At 68.8% G+C, this 13,668-nt stretch carries 14 protein-coding genes; 6 read left to right on the plus strand and 8 right to left on the minus strand.

Annotated features, from left to right (window positions below; translation table 11 throughout):
- Window positions 1–61: 61 nt before the first annotated feature.
- Genes fliK through AC07O0_RS11160 form a run of 3 tightly spaced genes read left to right on the plus strand, consistent with a single transcriptional unit; the run spans window position 62 to window position 2,996 of the window.
- Window positions 62–1,600, plus strand: a complete 1,539-nt coding sequence (gene fliK / locus AC07O0_RS11150; RefSeq protein WP_494622923.1) for a flagellar hook-length control protein FliK — start codon at window positions 62–64, stop codon at window positions 1,598–1,600.
- The gene (locus AC07O0_RS11155) at window positions 1,597–1,878 is read left to right on the plus strand and encodes an EscU/YscU/HrcU family type III secretion system export apparatus switch protein (RefSeq protein WP_494622925.1); all 282 of its coding nucleotides are present in this window, start codon (window positions 1,597–1,599) and stop codon (window positions 1,876–1,878) included. Before fliK ends, AC07O0_RS11155 begins: the two co-directional genes overlap by 4 nt.
- Window positions 1,875–2,996 carry a GNAT family N-acetyltransferase gene (locus AC07O0_RS11160; protein WP_494622927.1) on the plus strand — a complete coding sequence of 374 codons (1,122 nt, stop codon included), beginning with the start codon at window positions 1,875–1,877 and terminating at the stop codon, window positions 2,994–2,996. The genes AC07O0_RS11155 and AC07O0_RS11160 overlap by 4 nt, the downstream gene beginning before the upstream one ends.
- On the opposite strand, the gene AC07O0_RS11165 is transcribed toward AC07O0_RS11160, so the two are convergent.
- Window positions 2,970–3,968, minus strand: coding sequence for a hypothetical protein (locus AC07O0_RS11165; protein WP_494622929.1), 999 nt, complete (start codon window positions 3,966–3,968; stop codon window positions 2,970–2,972). The two genes, AC07O0_RS11160 and AC07O0_RS11165, sit on opposite strands and share 27 nt — an antisense overlap.
- A gap of 128 nt (window positions 3,969–4,096) precedes the next feature.
- Here AC07O0_RS11165 and AC07O0_RS11170 point away from each other — a divergent pair, with 128 nt between their 5' ends.
- The 3 genes from AC07O0_RS11170 to AC07O0_RS11180 all read left to right on the plus strand — a co-directional run bounded on the left by AC07O0_RS11170 (window position 4,097) and on the right by AC07O0_RS11180 (window position 7,177).
- Entirely contained in the window at window positions 4,097–5,104 is a 1,008-nt protein-coding gene (locus AC07O0_RS11170; RefSeq protein ID WP_494622931.1) for an NAD-dependent epimerase, read from the plus strand.
- Between the two features lie 9 nt (window positions 5,105–5,113).
- Window positions 5,114–5,656 (plus strand): molybdopterin adenylyltransferase, encoded by a 543-nt coding sequence (gene mog, locus AC07O0_RS11175; RefSeq protein WP_494622933.1) that lies wholly within the window; start codon window positions 5,114–5,116, stop codon window positions 5,654–5,656.
- Window positions 5,657–5,761: 105 nt separating this feature from the next.
- On the plus strand, window positions 5,762–7,177 hold the full coding sequence (locus tag AC07O0_RS11180) for a mannose-1-phosphate guanylyltransferase/mannose-6-phosphate isomerase (protein WP_494622935.1): 1,416 nt from the start codon (window positions 5,762–5,764) through the stop codon (window positions 7,175–7,177).
- Between the two features lie 182 nt (window positions 7,178–7,359).
- Here the strand turns inward: AC07O0_RS11180 and AC07O0_RS11185 are convergent, their stop codons facing one another.
- The 7 genes from AC07O0_RS11185 to AC07O0_RS11215 form a co-directional block, all read right to left on the minus strand.
- On the minus strand, window positions 7,360–7,917 hold the full coding sequence (locus tag AC07O0_RS11185) for a glutathione peroxidase (RefSeq protein ID WP_494622937.1): 558 nt from the start codon (window positions 7,915–7,917) through the stop codon (window positions 7,360–7,362).
- 131 nt (window positions 7,918–8,048) lie between these two features.
- A complete protein-coding gene (locus AC07O0_RS11190; protein ID WP_057190857.1) occupies window positions 8,049–8,435 on the minus strand; it encodes a response regulator in 387 nt (128 codons plus the stop codon).
- Window positions 8,436–8,546: 111 nt separating this feature from the next.
- A complete protein-coding gene (gene cheB, locus AC07O0_RS11195; protein WP_494622940.1) occupies window positions 8,547–9,656 on the minus strand; it encodes a chemotaxis-specific protein-glutamate methyltransferase CheB in 1,110 nt (369 codons plus the stop codon).
- Window positions 9,656–10,249 (minus strand): chemoreceptor glutamine deamidase CheD, encoded by a 594-nt coding sequence (locus AC07O0_RS11200; protein WP_454024535.1) that lies wholly within the window; start codon window positions 10,247–10,249, stop codon window positions 9,656–9,658. The genes cheB and AC07O0_RS11200 overlap by 1 nt, the downstream gene beginning before the upstream one ends.
- 10 nt (window positions 10,250–10,259) lie before the next feature.
- Window positions 10,260–11,111 carry a CheR family methyltransferase gene (locus AC07O0_RS11205; RefSeq protein ID WP_494622942.1) on the minus strand — a complete coding sequence of 284 codons (852 nt, stop codon included), beginning with the start codon at window positions 11,109–11,111 and terminating at the stop codon, window positions 10,260–10,262.
- A 21-nt stretch (window positions 11,112–11,132) separates the two neighbouring features.
- Window positions 11,133–13,082: a methyl-accepting chemotaxis protein gene (locus AC07O0_RS11210; protein WP_494622944.1), complete on the minus strand. Its 1,950-nt coding sequence runs from the start codon at window positions 13,080–13,082 to the stop codon at window positions 11,133–11,135.
- A gap of 79 nt (window positions 13,083–13,161) precedes the next feature.
- Window positions 13,162–13,665: a chemotaxis protein CheW gene (locus tag AC07O0_RS11215; protein ID WP_494622946.1), complete on the minus strand. Its 504-nt coding sequence runs from the start codon at window positions 13,663–13,665 to the stop codon at window positions 13,162–13,164.
- Window positions 13,666–13,668 lie beyond the last annotated feature (3 nt).

The raw sequence follows: 13,668 nt of genomic DNA on the forward strand, positions 1-13,668 counted from the left end.
CCGCTGACGCAATGCCGCCGCGCGCAAGAGAATCCTTAACATTTCGTGCCAGGCTGCCCGGATGGCAGCCATTCCGTCCGATCCGGCGCAACTCGCGGCGCTCATCAAGAGCCAGAATCTCGCGACCCTGCTCGCGACGATGACCGGCAATGGCGGCCTCGCCGCCGGCAAGACGGTCGAGGCCAAGCTCGTCTCGCTCGATGCCGACGGCAACGCCACGGCCCTGGTCAACGGGGTCAAGGTCGCGCTCGTGCTCGCCGGCCCCGAGGCCCGGCAGGCAGCGCTGCAGCCGGGCGCCGGCCTGATGCTCAAGCTCGCTGCGCCCGCCGAGCCCGGCGCGCCCTTGCAGGCGACGCTGGTCGACATCCGCCCGGCGCCGGCCAATAGCGCCAACGCTCCGGCAGCGCCCGCACAACAGACGATCGGCACCACGCCGCCAACGCCGCAGCAAACACAGGCGGCGACCTCCGCAAGCGTTCCCCCCGCAACCGCGCAGCCATCGACAGCCGCCCTTGCCTTGCAGGCCGGCCGCACGGTCCCCGCCGGGGCTGCGCCGGTCGCTTCCCAGACCGCGCCCGCCTCTCCGCGCGCGGTCGCCGGCCCCCTGCTCGGCGCGGCGCTCGGGCGGCAGGACAGCCTCGCTCCGCTCTTCGCCAATCTCGCCGGCCTGGCGCAGGGCTCGGTCGCGCTGACCTTGCCGAAGCCCTTGATGGCCCTGGTCGACCAGATCCTCGCCCAGCGCCTGCCGGCCACCGAAACCAGGCCGGTCACTGCGGACGCGCTGAAGGCCGCCATCGCCCGCTCCGGCGTCTTCCTCGAAGCCCGCCAGGCCGCGGGAGAGGCGCCGTCACCGCAGACCGACCTCAAGGCGGCGCTGCAGAGCCTGCGCGACCTGCTCAAGCCCGCGGTCGAAGGCGCGCCGGCGGCGAGATTGCCGCTCCCCGGCGAGGCCGCGAATGAAGCTGCGCCGCAGCCGGGGCGCTTGGCCATGCGCAACACGCCGGAGCAGGAGGCCGCCGCCTCGACCCCAGCCAAGGCGCGCCCCGCTCCGCCACGCGACGGCCTGTTGGCCCCGCAGCAGGCCGCGGAGCCGAGCCTGACCAGCGCCGCCCGCCCGGCGGCGATCGCGCAGACCCTGTTCGGTCAGGCGGAAGCGGCGCTCGATCGCATCGCGCTCGCCCAATACGCCTCACTGCCGCAGGAGGCGGCGCGCCTCGACCAGCAGCCGCCGGCGCGCTGGCTCACCGAGATCCCGCTCGCTCTGCCGAACGGCACTGCAGTCCTGCCGCTCGAGATCGAGCGCGACCCGCCGCAATCCGGCTCCGCCACGCCCGACGCGCCGCTCTGGCGGGTGCGCTTCGCGCTCGATGTCGAGCCGCTCGGCGCGTTGCAGGGCGTGGTGACGCTGCAAGGCCGCGCCATCGGCGTGTCCTTCTGGGCCGAGCGCGAGGACACCAGCCGCCTGCTGCGCCAGGCGACACCCGATCTGGAGACCTCGCTATTGAGGTCGCGCTTCGACAGCGCCGAATTCGAGGTCTTCACCGGCCACCCGCAGCAGGCCAAGGCGGCGGCAGGCCAGTTTCTGGATCGGCGTTCATGAGCCAATCGCAGCCGCTGCCGCTCGCCGTCGCGCTCGAATATGACGGCCAGGGCGCGCCGCGCGTCACCGCCAAGGGCCATGGCGTCGTCGCCGAGAAGATCATCGAGACCGCGCGCGAGCACGACATCGCGGTCGAGCAGAACGCCGTGCTGGCGCAGGCACTCTCGGCGGTCGAGCTCGAAGACAGCATTCCCGAGGAGCTCTATCTCGCAACGGCGCAGGTGATCGCCTTCGTGCTCGGCCTGCGCCGCCGCGCGAGCAGCCCGCCGCGCCCATGACCAAGACTGTTTCGGTCCGCCGCCTGCCGGCCGGGACCTATGGCGCTGCGTACGCCGAAGCCTTCGCCGACCTCTGCCGAAGGGCAGAGGCGCCCAACCTGCACATGGCACCGGCAGCTGTCGCGGCGGCGATGAGCTTCGGCATCGGCAGCGACGACATCATCGTTCTGACGGCTCATGACGACGAAAGTGAACGCCTGCTCGGCCTCTGGGCGCTGCGCCGGACGCGGAGCCTCCATAGCGGCCTCATCCCGGTTCTCGCAGCGCCGCTGGTGCCGCTTTACGAGGTCTCCTCGGCCCCGGTGCTCGATCGCGAGGGGGCGGACGATGTCGCCCTGGCGCTGGTACGAGCCATCGTCGACGCACCCGATCTACCGAAGATCCTGAAGCTGCCCTTGCTCTCGATGCAGGGCAGCGTCTTCGCCGCGCTCGAAGCCGCGCTGGCGGCAACCGGCGGCAGCATCACGACCTTCGAGCGCTGGCAGCGGCCGATGCTCGCTCCGGAGCCCGGCGACGATGCCGAGCGCTATCTGCGCCGCGCCCTCGGCCAGGGCTACAAGAAGCGCATGCAGCAGCATCGCCAGCTGGAGAAGGCCGGCGTTCTCACCTATCAGCGCCATCGCGGTGCGCAGGCCATCGCCGCGCTGGAGGATTTTCTCAGCCTCGAAGCCGCCGGCTGGAAGGGCCGCAGCGGCACTGCGCTCGCCAGCCTGCCCCGAGACAGCGCCTATATCCGCGAGATCGTCGATAACTTCGCCGCCGTCGACGGAATCCGCGTCGACCTGCTGCGACTGGATGATCAGCCAATCGCCGGCGGCCTGCTGCTCGATCTCGCCGGCCAGTCGCATTTCCTCAAGATCGCCTATGACGAGGGCAAGGCCCGGCTCTCGCCCGGCCGGGCGCTGGCCATCGAGATGCTGCGTGCCGATTTCGCCGCCGGCCGCCCCTTCCGGCTCGACAGCGGCGCCGGTGACCGGGTCGATCCGTCGGCCTATCCCTGGGGCGAACGGCAGGAGATGGCGAGCGCCATCGTCGCGCTCGCCGGTCGCTCCGCTGCCCTGCCCCGGCTCGCGGCGGCGGCGCGCCTGCGCTTAAGGCGCTGGCGCGACCGAGCCTGATGCGAGGCCGAGCTGGGTCAGGACCCAGCGCCCGACCTCCGGCTTGAAATGGACATTGTCGACCCAGAAGCGCGACGAACCTTTCTCCGGATCGAAATCGTCGAAGGGATGGCCGGTCGCCAGATCATGCAAGGTGAGCCCATGCCGGCCGGTCACGACGGCGACATCCGCCCGCCAGCGCTCGAACTCCGGCCGCCGCCCACCTTGCGCCAGCAAGGCGAGCTGTGCTGCGCTCACAGGCGAGAGGTAGAGCGCGATATCAAGGCCGCGCAGGCGCTCCAGGGTCTTGTCGAGTGCCGCGAGCCGCTCAGGCTCATAGGCCATCGCGGCGATGTCCTGCCCTGCTGCGATCTTGCGGGTCAGCGCGGCATCGAAATCCGGCGTGGTCTTGAAGCCGTCGCCGCGCCAGAGCCCCGGCTCGGTGCGGCGCTGGCCGGCGCCTTGCAGGTTCTCCGGCGCCTCCGAGTTGACCATCAGCTTCAGGCGCATCTCGGCGCGGCCGAGCCTGCTGGCCAATTCTGGCCGCAGCGATGGCGGCGGCGGAAACCGCGTGAACATGAAGTAGTCGAGGCCGATGACGACGCATCTGATGCTGCCGACATCGCGCGCCAGCGCCGCCAGCGTCGGCAGTTCCTCACCCATCAGCGAGGCGATGCCGGCATTATAGGCCGGCTGCGGCAGCCCGGGCGCAAGGTCGCGCGGATCGAGGCCGCGATAGACCACCGAGGAGCCGACCAGCAGCGTGCCCGGCCGGAGATTGGCGATCTGCAGCGGCTTCACCCGGCGCATCTGCGTGTCGAGCAGACGGCTCGCCCCGGCCCCGTCACGCGTCCAGGGTGGCGCCGCACGGAAGACCCAGAACGGGTCGCGCCAGAGCGTCGCGGCCGCGGTCAGCAGCAGCACGCCAGCGACGATGCCGACGAAGGTCGCAGCAAAGCCGCGCCCGCGAGCAGGCTGATCGAAAGCAGGCATTGTCGACGCGGTGGTCATGACGCGGCGCTAGCAGATCATCGCTCCGTCCGCGAGCCCTGCGTTGACCGGAATCGCAAGCTGCTCGATAGACGTATCAGTTGGACGCCACGACTGGCGCGAGGGGGATCATGCGCGTTCTGGTGACGGGGGCTGCCGGCTTCATCGGCAATGAGACAGCCCGGGTTCTGCTCGAACGCGGCGATGAGGTCGTCGGCATCGACAACCTCAACGACTATTACGATCCCGCTTTGAAGCAGGCGCGGCTCGCGCGCCTTGCCGGCCATAACCGCTTCAGCTTCGAGCAGCTCGACCTCGCCGATCGCGACGGCATGGCCAGGCTCTTCGCGGAAGGACGCTTCGAGCGCGTCGTCCATCTCGGCGCCCAGGCGGGCGTGCGCTTCTCGATCGAGAACCCGCAGGCCTATCTCGATTCCAACCTCACCGGCTTCGGTCATGTGCTGGAGGGCTGCCGCCGCAATGGCGTCGAGCACCTCGTCTATGCCTCGTCGAGCTCGGTCTACGGCGCCAACACCCGCACGCCCTTCCGCGTCGAGGACAATGTCGACCACCCGGTCAGCCTCTACGCCGCGACCAAGAAGGCGAATGAGGGCATGGCTCATGCCTACGCCCATCTCTACGGGCTACCGACCACGGGCCTGCGCTTCTTCACCGTCTACGGCCCTTGGGGCCGGCCCGACATGGCGCCGATGATCTTCACGAAGAAGATCCTCGCCGGCGAGCCGATCGAGGTCTTCAACGAAGGCAGGCACGAGCGCGACTTCACCTATGTCGACGATATCGTCGAAGGGGTTGTCCGCGTGCTCGACCAGGTCGCCGCCCCGGACCCCGCCTGGTCGAGCGACGAGCCCGGCCCCGCGACCTCCTCGGCGCCCTGGCGGCTCTACAATATCGGCAACTCCGATCCCGTGCCGCTGATGGAATTCATCGCCACGATCGAGCAGGCGCTCGGCCGGAAGGCCGTGATGGAGATGAAGCCGCGCCAGCCCGGCGACGTCTTGCGCACCGCCGCGGATGTCTCGGCGCTGGAAGCAGCGGTCGGCTTCCGCCCACACACCCCGCTCGCCGAGGGCATCGGGCGCATGGTGCGCTGGTATCGCGATTTCTATCGCGTCTGAGGATTGGTCATGGCACCCGCGAAGATCGGCATCGTCACCGTCTCCGACCGCGCCTCGGCCGGTGTCTATGCCGATGAGGGCGGCCCGGCGATCCTCGATTACTTCAGCAAGGCGCTGACCAGCCCCTGGCAGGCGCTCACCCGCATCATCCCGGACGAGCGCGCCGGCATCGCCCAGACGCTGATCGAGCTCACCGACAAGGAAGGCTGCTGTCTGATCGTCACCACCGGCGGGACCGGCCCCGCCCCGCGCGACGTCACGCCGGAGGCGACTGAAGACGTGATCGACAAGCTGATGCCCGGCTTCGGCGAACTGATGCGCCAGGTCAGCCTCGCCAAGGTCCCGACCGCAATCCTCTCGCGCCAGCTCGCCGGCATCCGCGGCAAAGCGCTGATCGTCAACCTGCCCGGCCGGCCGCGCGCCATCGCCGAATGCCTCGACGCGGTGATGCCGGCGATCCCCTACTGCATCGACCTGATCGAGGGTCCCTACCTCGAAACCGATCCCAAGGTGATCGTCGCGTTCCGACCGGGGCAGAAGCCGAAAGGGTGAACAATACCTCGACCGACACCATCGCCCTCTCCTTATGAGCGTTTATCGGATGGTAGGTTCGGTGCTGTAGGAATGGGTGGATCGGATTTCGCCGGAACCCCCTACATGGCTGCAAAGATCGTTCCCCTCGTCATGGCCGGCGGCTCCGGCACCCGCCTCTGGCCGCTGTCGCGCGACACCATGCCGAAGCAGTTCATCCCGCTGCTGGAGGATGGTCTCTCAACCTTCCAGGCGACGCTGCAGCGCCTCGTCGACCCGGCCTTCGGCGCGCCGATCGTCATCACCAACAATGATTTCCGCTTCATCGTCGCCGAGCAGATGCTGGCGCTCGGCATCAAGGGCGAGATCGTCCTCGAGCCCGAACGGCGAGACTCGGCAGCGGCCATCGCGGTCGGCACGGTCATGGCGGAAAAGCGCGATTCCGACGCGGTCTGCGTCGCCCTCGCTTCCGATCATGTCGTCGGCAATGCCGAGGCCTTCCGCCAGGATTGCAAACGCGCCGCCGCCCTTGCCGCCGATGGGCTGATCATGACGCTCGGCATCAAGCCGACGCACCCTTCGACCGCATATGGCTACCTCGCCCCAGGCAAAGCGCTGCCCGAGCCCGGCGCCAGCCGCCTTGCCCGCTTCGTCGAGAAGCCGAAGCTCGACCTGGCGACGCAATATCTCGCCGACGGCTATCTCTGGAACAGCGGCAACTTCCTGTTCTCGGTCGGTATCATGCGCGAGGAACTGGGGCGCCACGCGCCGGCGGTGCTCTCGGCGGCCGAAGCCGCCGTCGGCCACGCCAAGCGCGATCTCGATTTCCTCCGGCTCGACCCCGAGAGCTTTGGCCGCGCCACCAGGATCTCGATCGACTATGCCGTGATGGAGCGCACCGCCCATGCCGGCATGCTCGCCGCCTCCTTCGACTGGTCCGATGTCGGCTCCTGGGATTCGATCCACGCGATCAAGCCGCAGGACGCCGACGGCAACGTGCTGGAAGGTCCGGCGGTCGCGCTCGACACCCGCCGCTCGCTGATCCGCAGCGAGGAGGTGCTGACCACCGTGGTCGGGCTCGACGACGTCGTCGTGGTCTCGACCCGCGACGCCGTGCTCGTCTCTTCCATGGCCGCTGCCGGCAAGGTCAAGACCCTGGTCGAGCAGATGAAGGCGGAGGGGCGTCCCGAGGCCAGCGAGCACCTGCGCATCTACCGGCCCTGGGGCTGGTACCAGCGCATCGACATCGGCAGCCGCTTCCAGGTCAAGCACATCCACGTCAACGAGGGCGGCCAGCTCAGCCTGCAGAAGCATTTCCACCGCGCCGAGCACTGGGTAGTGGTCACCGGCACGGCCGAGGTCACGCTCGACGGCAAGGTCAGCTTCGTCCACGAGAACGAGTCGGTCTATCTGCCGATCGGCTGCACCCACCGGCTGAAGAACCCGGGCAAGATCGGGCTCGAGCTGATCGAGGTCCAGGTCGGCAGCTATACCGGCGAGGATGATATCGTTCGCCTCGAGGACATCTACGCGCGCAGCTGAGGCACAGCTTTCCCGTCTTCCCTTGCGCGAGAAGGTGGCGCGAAAGCGCCGGATGAGGGGTCGCGCAACCCTTCCGCGTCATGGTCGGGCTTGTCCCGGCCATCCACGTCTTCGCTTCAGTGATGGCATGCAGCGTTCGAGGCGTGGATGCTCGCCACAAGGGCGAGCATGACGGATAGGGCTCAGCCCTTCTCCAGCTCCTGCCCGATGGCGCGGATCAGCTCCGGCGAGAGCGGATCGCTGCGCGAGCTGAAGCTGCCGATCAGGCTGCCGTCGCGGCCGATCAGGTATTTGTGGAAGTTCCAGCTCGGCAATTCGTTCGGGCGCTGATTCGCGGCCCAGCGATAGAACGGGTGGGCATCCGGTCCGCGCACCACGTTCTTCTGGGTGATCGGATAGTTCGCGCCATGGCTCTGCCGCACCGCCTCGGCGATTGCCGCGCCGTCGAGCGGCTCCTGCCCGCCGAAATCATTGCTCGGCACCGCGATCAGGATGAGACCGCGCTCGCGATAACGCTCCCAGAGCTGCTCGAGCCCGGCGAATTGCCCGGAAAGACCGCACTGCGTCGCCGTATTGACGATCAGGATCGGCTTGCCGCGATAGGCAGCGAGCGGGATGCGCCCGCCTTCGGCCCGGTCGAAGCTGAAGGCGTAGACATTGCTTTCGCCTTGCGCGGCAAACGCGGGAGCGGCCGGTGCGAGCGTCAGCAGAGCGAGGATCTGGCGGCGATGGAAGCGCATGGGGCGGACTCCGCAATGGGCGCAGGCTACTGCCGACTGAGGCTGATCGCCAAGTAAGATATCCGCGAGCGGAAACGAAAACGCCCCGGCGCGGACCGGGGCGTCGATCGTTCGCGAATGGCGCCGGCTGCTCAGCAGGCCAGCACCTTCTTCACCCGCACCTCGAGATCGCGCAGCTCATAGGGCTTCACGACATAGTGGTCGGCGCCGTTGCTGGTCGCCTCGTCCATCTTGTCGACCGAGCGCTCCGAGGTCGCCATGATGATCTTGATCTGGTTGAGCTCCGGCACCGAGCGGATGGCGCGCAGGAGGTCGATGCCGCTCATCCCGTCCATGTTCCAGTCGAGCAGCAGCAAGTCGTAGCGCTTGGTCTGCATCTTCATCAGGGCTTCGCGGGCGTTCTCCGCCTCGTCGATGTCCTGAAACTCGATCTGCTTGAGGAAATAGGTCGCAAGCCCGCGCATGCTCTTCTGGTCGTCGACCACGAGGATGCGGTAGTCGCTTCTCGCCTTTGACATGGCACTCTCCCTGGCATCGGACCGAAAAGTGGAATCCACTTTTCGGAATAATCCGATGCGATAACAATGCGATAGATCATCGTGATCGCGTCCGTTCGGACGCGCGATGATCTATGCGGTGCGCTGCTGCGGGCGTTCGCCCAGCAGTCCCGCGATGGCTCCTCCGATCTGGTCGAGCGGCACGACCCGATCGGCGGCGCCCAACTCGAACGCGGCTTTCGGCATCCCGTTTACCACACAGGTCTCGCCACTTTGGATTAACGTCGCAGCGCCTGCTTTGCGCATGGCTAACAAACCGTCAGCGCCATCGCGACCCATGCCGGTCAGCAGCACGCCGATCGCATGGCTGCCGAGCGAGCGGGCGACCGAATGGAACATCACGTCGACCGACGGACAATGCCCGCTGACCAGCGGCCCTTCCTTCACCACGCAGACGAGCTCGCCACGCCGCTCCTCGATCTCGAGATGCTTCGAGCCGCCCGGCGCCACCACCGCCATGCCCGGCCGCAGGCGATCGCCATCGGCGGCCTCGCGCACGTCGAGCCCGGTCGCGGCCGAGAGGCGCGCCGCGAACTTGGCGGTGTAGCCGGCCGGCATGTGCTGGACCACGGCGATCGGCAGGCGCAGATGCGCGGCGTCGCGCATCACGGTCTGCACCGCCGGCACGCCGCCGGTCGAGGCGCCGATCGCGATCAGCGAGACCTTGCCATGGGCGGCCGGAACAGGCGCCGCAGCCATTGGCCGCGCCGGGACGGCCGCCGCCGGCCGCTGCTGGGCCGCGAGCTCCTTGGCGGCCGCAAGCATCCGCCGGCTGGCCGAGGCGCGCTGCAGCGCCGCGGCGACATGCTTCATGAAGCCTTCGAGTGTATGCGTCGACCCGTCCGGCTTCTCGATGAAGTCGATCGCGCCGAGCTCCAGCGCCTGGATGGTGTTGTCGGCGCCCGGGCCGCCGAAGGCCGAGACGATGAGCACCGGCAGCGGATCCTGCTTGAGCACGCGGGCCAGGAGCTTGAGGCCGTGCCGGCCGGGCAGTTCGAGGTCGAGGGTCAGGATGTCGGGACGCAGGTCCTGGATCGCGTCCCAGCCTTCCTCGGCGCTACCGGCGACGCCGATCACCTGGAAGCCGGGCGTCGAGTTGATGATCTGCGTCATCAACTTCTGCATCAGCACGGAATCGTCGACGACGAGGACTTTCACCGGGCCGGCGGAGGTCATGCTCATCACCAGATCTCCACTTCACCCGCCACCGGCTGGGTCTTGAGACGGTTGAGATAGGCGATTTCCTGCTCGCGCTCAGGATCGCGCGCCGCCTGCTGGACGTGCTGCACCCAGGCGCGCCCGGTCGCGGGCTGGTAGTGGATGCGGCGCGAGCGCGTGCCGCCGACATCCCTGGATACCACCGGGATGCCCTCGCGGGCGAGGAACTCGTTGACGAAGATGATGTTGCCCTCGCCGATCGCCAGCATGGTGGCGCCGGAGAGCACGCGCGCACCGCCGAAGACCTTGGCCTCGAGCTGGCCACGCCTGGCGCCGCGCTTGAGCAGTCCGTTGATCAGCACCTCCATGGCGGTGTCGCCATAGCGCTCGCCGGCACTGGCGTCGGTGCCGCCATTGTTCTTCGGCAGCAGGAAGTGGTTGAGCCCGCCGACGCCGATCTGCGGGTCGCGCATGCAGACCGAGACGCAGGAGCCGAGCACGGTGGCGACGATCTCGTCCTTGGCCGAGGTGATCTCGTGCTCGCCCGGCGCGACCGTGATGATGGTCGCTTCGAAGCGGGGATCGAAATAGCGCCGTGAGGATCGGGCAAGGCTCATTGGGCGAGACTCATGGCGTACGCTCGTAGATGGTGCGGCCGATCAGCCTGAGCTGAGGATGCGGCTGCGGCAGGGATTCGGAGTGGCCGAGATAGAGGAAGCCGCCCGGCTGCAGCAGGGCGACATAGCGGTCGAGGATCGCCGCCTTGGTCGGCGTGTCGAAATAGATGAAGACGTTGCGGCAGAAGATCACGTCGAACGGCCCCTTCATCGGCCAGCGCTCGATCAGGTTCAGCCGCTTGAAGGCGATCAGCCGTTTCAGGTCCTCGGCGATGCGGGCTTCGCCGCGCGCGCCCTGTCCTTCCAGCTTGAGCAGCGGGCGCAGATCAGCCGGCAGCCGGTCGAACTGGTCGGCCGGATAGAGCCCGGCCGCCGCCCGGTCGAGGATGTCGGTATCGATGTCGGTCGCCAGGATCTTGAAATCGAGGTCGCTGCGATGCCCGATCACGTCGCGCGAGATCGCAGCAGCGCTGTAAGGCTCCTCGCCTGAGGAGCAGGCCGCCGACCAGATCCGGATGCGCCCGCGCCGCCCTGCCCGTTCCTGGATCAGGCGCGGCAGCACATCCTTGCGTAAGTGGTCGAAATGGTGGCGCTCGCGGAAGAAGGCAGTGTGATTGGTCGTCACCGCGTTGATCAGCTCGGGGATCTCGTCCGCCGCCGCCGACGTGCGCAGATAGGCGCAGTATTCGGCGATCGAGCCGAGCCCCAGCACCTTGACGCGCCGCGCCAGCCGCCCGCGCGCCATCGCCTCCTTGTGCTCGCGGATGACGATGCCGGCATGCTCGTAGACCAGCTTGGCCACGAGCGCCATGTCGTCCCGGCTGAGGGTGGTGTCCGACTGGACGGGTTGCGGGGCAAGCATGCTCAGACCCTGTGACGCGACTTAAGATCCGGCCCACTCGTCCATCCGGCCGCCACCGGCGACGCGGCGGCGTGGAGTGACGGGGCGGGCTTCGGTGGAACGATGAGTATCCTGGCGGCCTGGCACGCGCCGCGGCTCGCCTTGGACATTTGCGGGCTGGCGCAGTCCGAGCGGCTCCGACGGCAGCGGCCGCGCATGGGCCACCGGCCGCTCGAAGCGGAAGACGCCGGCAAGCTCGCGCAGCGCCTGCGTCTGCTCGGCGAGGCTGGCGGCCGCGCCGGCGCTCTGCTCGGCCAGCGCCGCATTCTGCTGCGTCGCCTCGTCCATCGCCGCGACGGAGCGGCTCATCGCCGCGATGTCGCCGGCCTGCGCGGTGCTGGCCTGCGAGATCTCCGCAACCGTCGCCGAGACCTGCTCGACCGCCGTGACGATCTTGCCGAGCGTCTCGCCGGTCCGGCGCACCAGGCGCACGCCCTCGGCGACCTGCGCATTGGAATTGGCGATCACGCCCTTGATGTCCTTGGCGGCCGTGGCCGAACGCTGCGCCAAGGTGCGCACCTCGCTCGCGACCACCGCGAAGCCCTTGCCGGCCTCGCCGGCGCGGGCCGCCTCGACCGCGGCGTTGAGCGCCAGGAGATTGGTCTGGAAGGCGATGCCGTCGATCACGGTGACGATCTCGGCGATGCGCGCCGAGGATTGCTCCATCCGCCCGATCGCGTCGATCGTCTCGGCGACAGCCTGCTGTCCGCTGCCGGCCACCGCCACCGCCTCGCCGGCGAGCTCTGTCGCGACGCGCGAGCGGGTAGCGCTCTGCCCGATCGAGGCTGCGAGCTGACCGGTCGTCGTCGCCGTCTCTTCCAGGCCGGCAGCCGACTGCTCGGTGCGCCCGGCGAGATCGACCGCTCCGGCCTTGATCTCGACGACTGTCGCGGCGACATGCGCCGCCGCCAGCTGGATGCCGGACACGGTCTGCGTCAGTCGCGCCAGCGTCTGGTTGAGCCCGACCTTCAACTCGCCGAGCCGCCCGTCATAGGCACCGTCGACCCGGCCCGTCAGGTCGCCCTCGCTGAGGCCGGCCAGAACCGCGGCGAACTCGCTGGTGGCGGCCTCGACGATCGCGTTGATCTCGTTGACCCCTTCGGCGATGCGCTGCAGCGCCTCGGGCTTGCCGGCGAGCGGCACGCGCCGCGAGAAATCGCCCTCGGCCGCAGCCGCGACAACCGCCGCGACCTCATCGGCCGCGCGCAATTCATCGGTCAGCTCGCGCCATTCGATGGTCGACCCGAACCTGCGGCCGTCGGGCTGCGTCATCGCGGTCAATGTGAGCGCGACCATGCGCCGGCCGAGCGGAACGCGCATCGTGCGCGCTTCCGGAACGCCCTGCGGGCCGGCGAACAGCTCCAGCACCTTGCCGAGCAGGTCCTTGGCCGAGACGCCCGGAAAAGCGGCGCGGAAATCCTCCTGCGCCTCGCTGAAGAACTTGAGCAGCGACTTGTTGACGTAGACGACCCGGTCCTGCGCGTCGCAGACCATGATTGCGGTGCGGCAACCGTCGAGCGCAGCCCGGATCCGCCCGGCCTCGACCGAGCTCTCCTGGACCTGGCGCAGCGCCCGCGAGAGCTCGCCGATCTCGTCGCGACGGGAGAATTCGGGCAGTGCCTCGATGCCCCCCGCCGAGAGCTTCTCCATGCCCTCGCGCAGCGCCGTGACCGGCCGCGCCAGCGAGCGGGCGGCCAGCCAGCCGAGGCCGGCGGCAAGCGCCAGGCCGGCAACGCCGAATGGCAAGGCCGCACTCGCGAGCGCCGAGAATGCGGCGTCGGCCTGCTGGCTGGACAGGCCGACGGCGCCGAGCCGGGCCGTCGCGCTCTGCTGCATCGCAAATGCCACGAGCCCGCCCGAAACGGCTGCGCCGCCGGCGAAGAGCGCCGGCAGCTTGACCGAGAGTTTCGAGAAGGCGCCCAGCTGAGTCATCGGTTCTTTTTGTCTCTCAGGCGTTCCTGGCGATCATTCGGCATTCCGGCTGGGCACTACCGGGCAAAGCCGCCGGAGCTCAGGCGACGCGCAGTTGCTTGTCCTGGTTGTCGCCGCCGTCGCGGATCACCGCGGCGAGATCGAGCAGCGCGACGATCTCGGTGTCGAGCAGCACGAGGCCCTCGATCAGCCCGTGCTCGTCGCGCTCGAGGTCCGGGGCGGGCCTGACCGCGCTGACCGGCACGTCGACGATGTCCGAGACCGAGTCGACCAGCAGGCCGGCGGTCTTGTCCTCGACGTCGACGACGACGATCACATGGGTCGCGGTCGCATCGGTGGTGCCGAGGCCGATCGCGGTGCGCAGGTCATAGACCGCGAGGATGACGCCGCGCAGGTTGAGCACGCCGCGCACATGCGGAGCCGCATGCGGCAGCGGCGTCGTCGCCTGCCAGCCCTTGATCTCGCGGACCATGCCGACATCGATGCCGAAGGTGCGATCGCCGACCCGGAAGGTGACGATCCGGCGCGCCGCGGACTCAGGCTGCGCCGAGGTGAAGTGCTTCTCGCCGAGTTGCAGGGACATGGT

The organism is Allobosea sp. GW821-FHT10B12 (genome assembly GCF_059415545.1).

What these genes read in the sequence shown, in the direction of transcription:
- AC07O0_RS11215 (WP_494622946.1), bottom strand. Translation starts at nt 13,665, where the DNA reads ATGTCCCTGCAACTCGGCGAGAAGCACTTCACCTCGGCGCAGCCTGAG.
- AC07O0_RS11200 (WP_454024535.1), bottom strand. Translation starts at nt 10,249, where the DNA reads ATGAGCCTTGCCCGATCCTCACGGCGCTATTTCGATCCCCGCTTCGAA.
- AC07O0_RS11205 (WP_494622942.1), bottom strand. Translation starts at nt 11,111, where the DNA reads ATGCTTGCCCCGCAACCCGTCCAGTCGGACACCACCCTCAGCCGGGAC.
- cheB (WP_494622940.1), bottom strand. Translation starts at nt 9,656, where the DNA reads ATGAGCATGACCTCCGCCGGCCCGGTGAAAGTCCTCGTCGTCGACGAT.
- mog (WP_494622933.1), top strand. Translation starts at nt 5,114, where the DNA reads ATGGCACCCGCGAAGATCGGCATCGTCACCGTCTCCGACCGCGCCTCG.
- AC07O0_RS11190 (WP_057190857.1), bottom strand. Translation starts at nt 8,435, where the DNA reads ATGTCAAAGGCGAGAAGCGACTACCGCATCCTCGTGGTCGACGACCAG.
- AC07O0_RS11165 (WP_494622929.1), bottom strand. Translation starts at nt 3,968, where the DNA reads ATGCCTGCTTTCGATCAGCCTGCTCGCGGGCGCGGCTTTGCTGCGACC.
- AC07O0_RS11185 (WP_494622937.1), bottom strand. Translation starts at nt 7,917, where the DNA reads ATGCGCTTCCATCGCCGCCAGATCCTCGCTCTGCTGACGCTCGCACCG.
- fliK (WP_494622923.1), top strand. Translation starts at nt 62, where the DNA reads ATGGCAGCCATTCCGTCCGATCCGGCGCAACTCGCGGCGCTCATCAAG.
- AC07O0_RS11155 (WP_494622925.1), top strand. Translation starts at nt 1,597, where the DNA reads ATGAGCCAATCGCAGCCGCTGCCGCTCGCCGTCGCGCTCGAATATGAC.
- AC07O0_RS11180 (WP_494622935.1), top strand. Translation starts at nt 5,762, where the DNA reads ATGGCTGCAAAGATCGTTCCCCTCGTCATGGCCGGCGGCTCCGGCACC.
- AC07O0_RS11170 (WP_494622931.1), top strand. Translation starts at nt 4,097, where the DNA reads ATGCGCGTTCTGGTGACGGGGGCTGCCGGCTTCATCGGCAATGAGACA.
- AC07O0_RS11160 (WP_494622927.1), top strand. Translation starts at nt 1,875, where the DNA reads ATGACCAAGACTGTTTCGGTCCGCCGCCTGCCGGCCGGGACCTATGGC.
- AC07O0_RS11210 (WP_494622944.1), bottom strand. Translation starts at nt 13,082, where the DNA reads ATGACTCAGCTGGGCGCCTTCTCGAAACTCTCGGTCAAGCTGCCGGCG.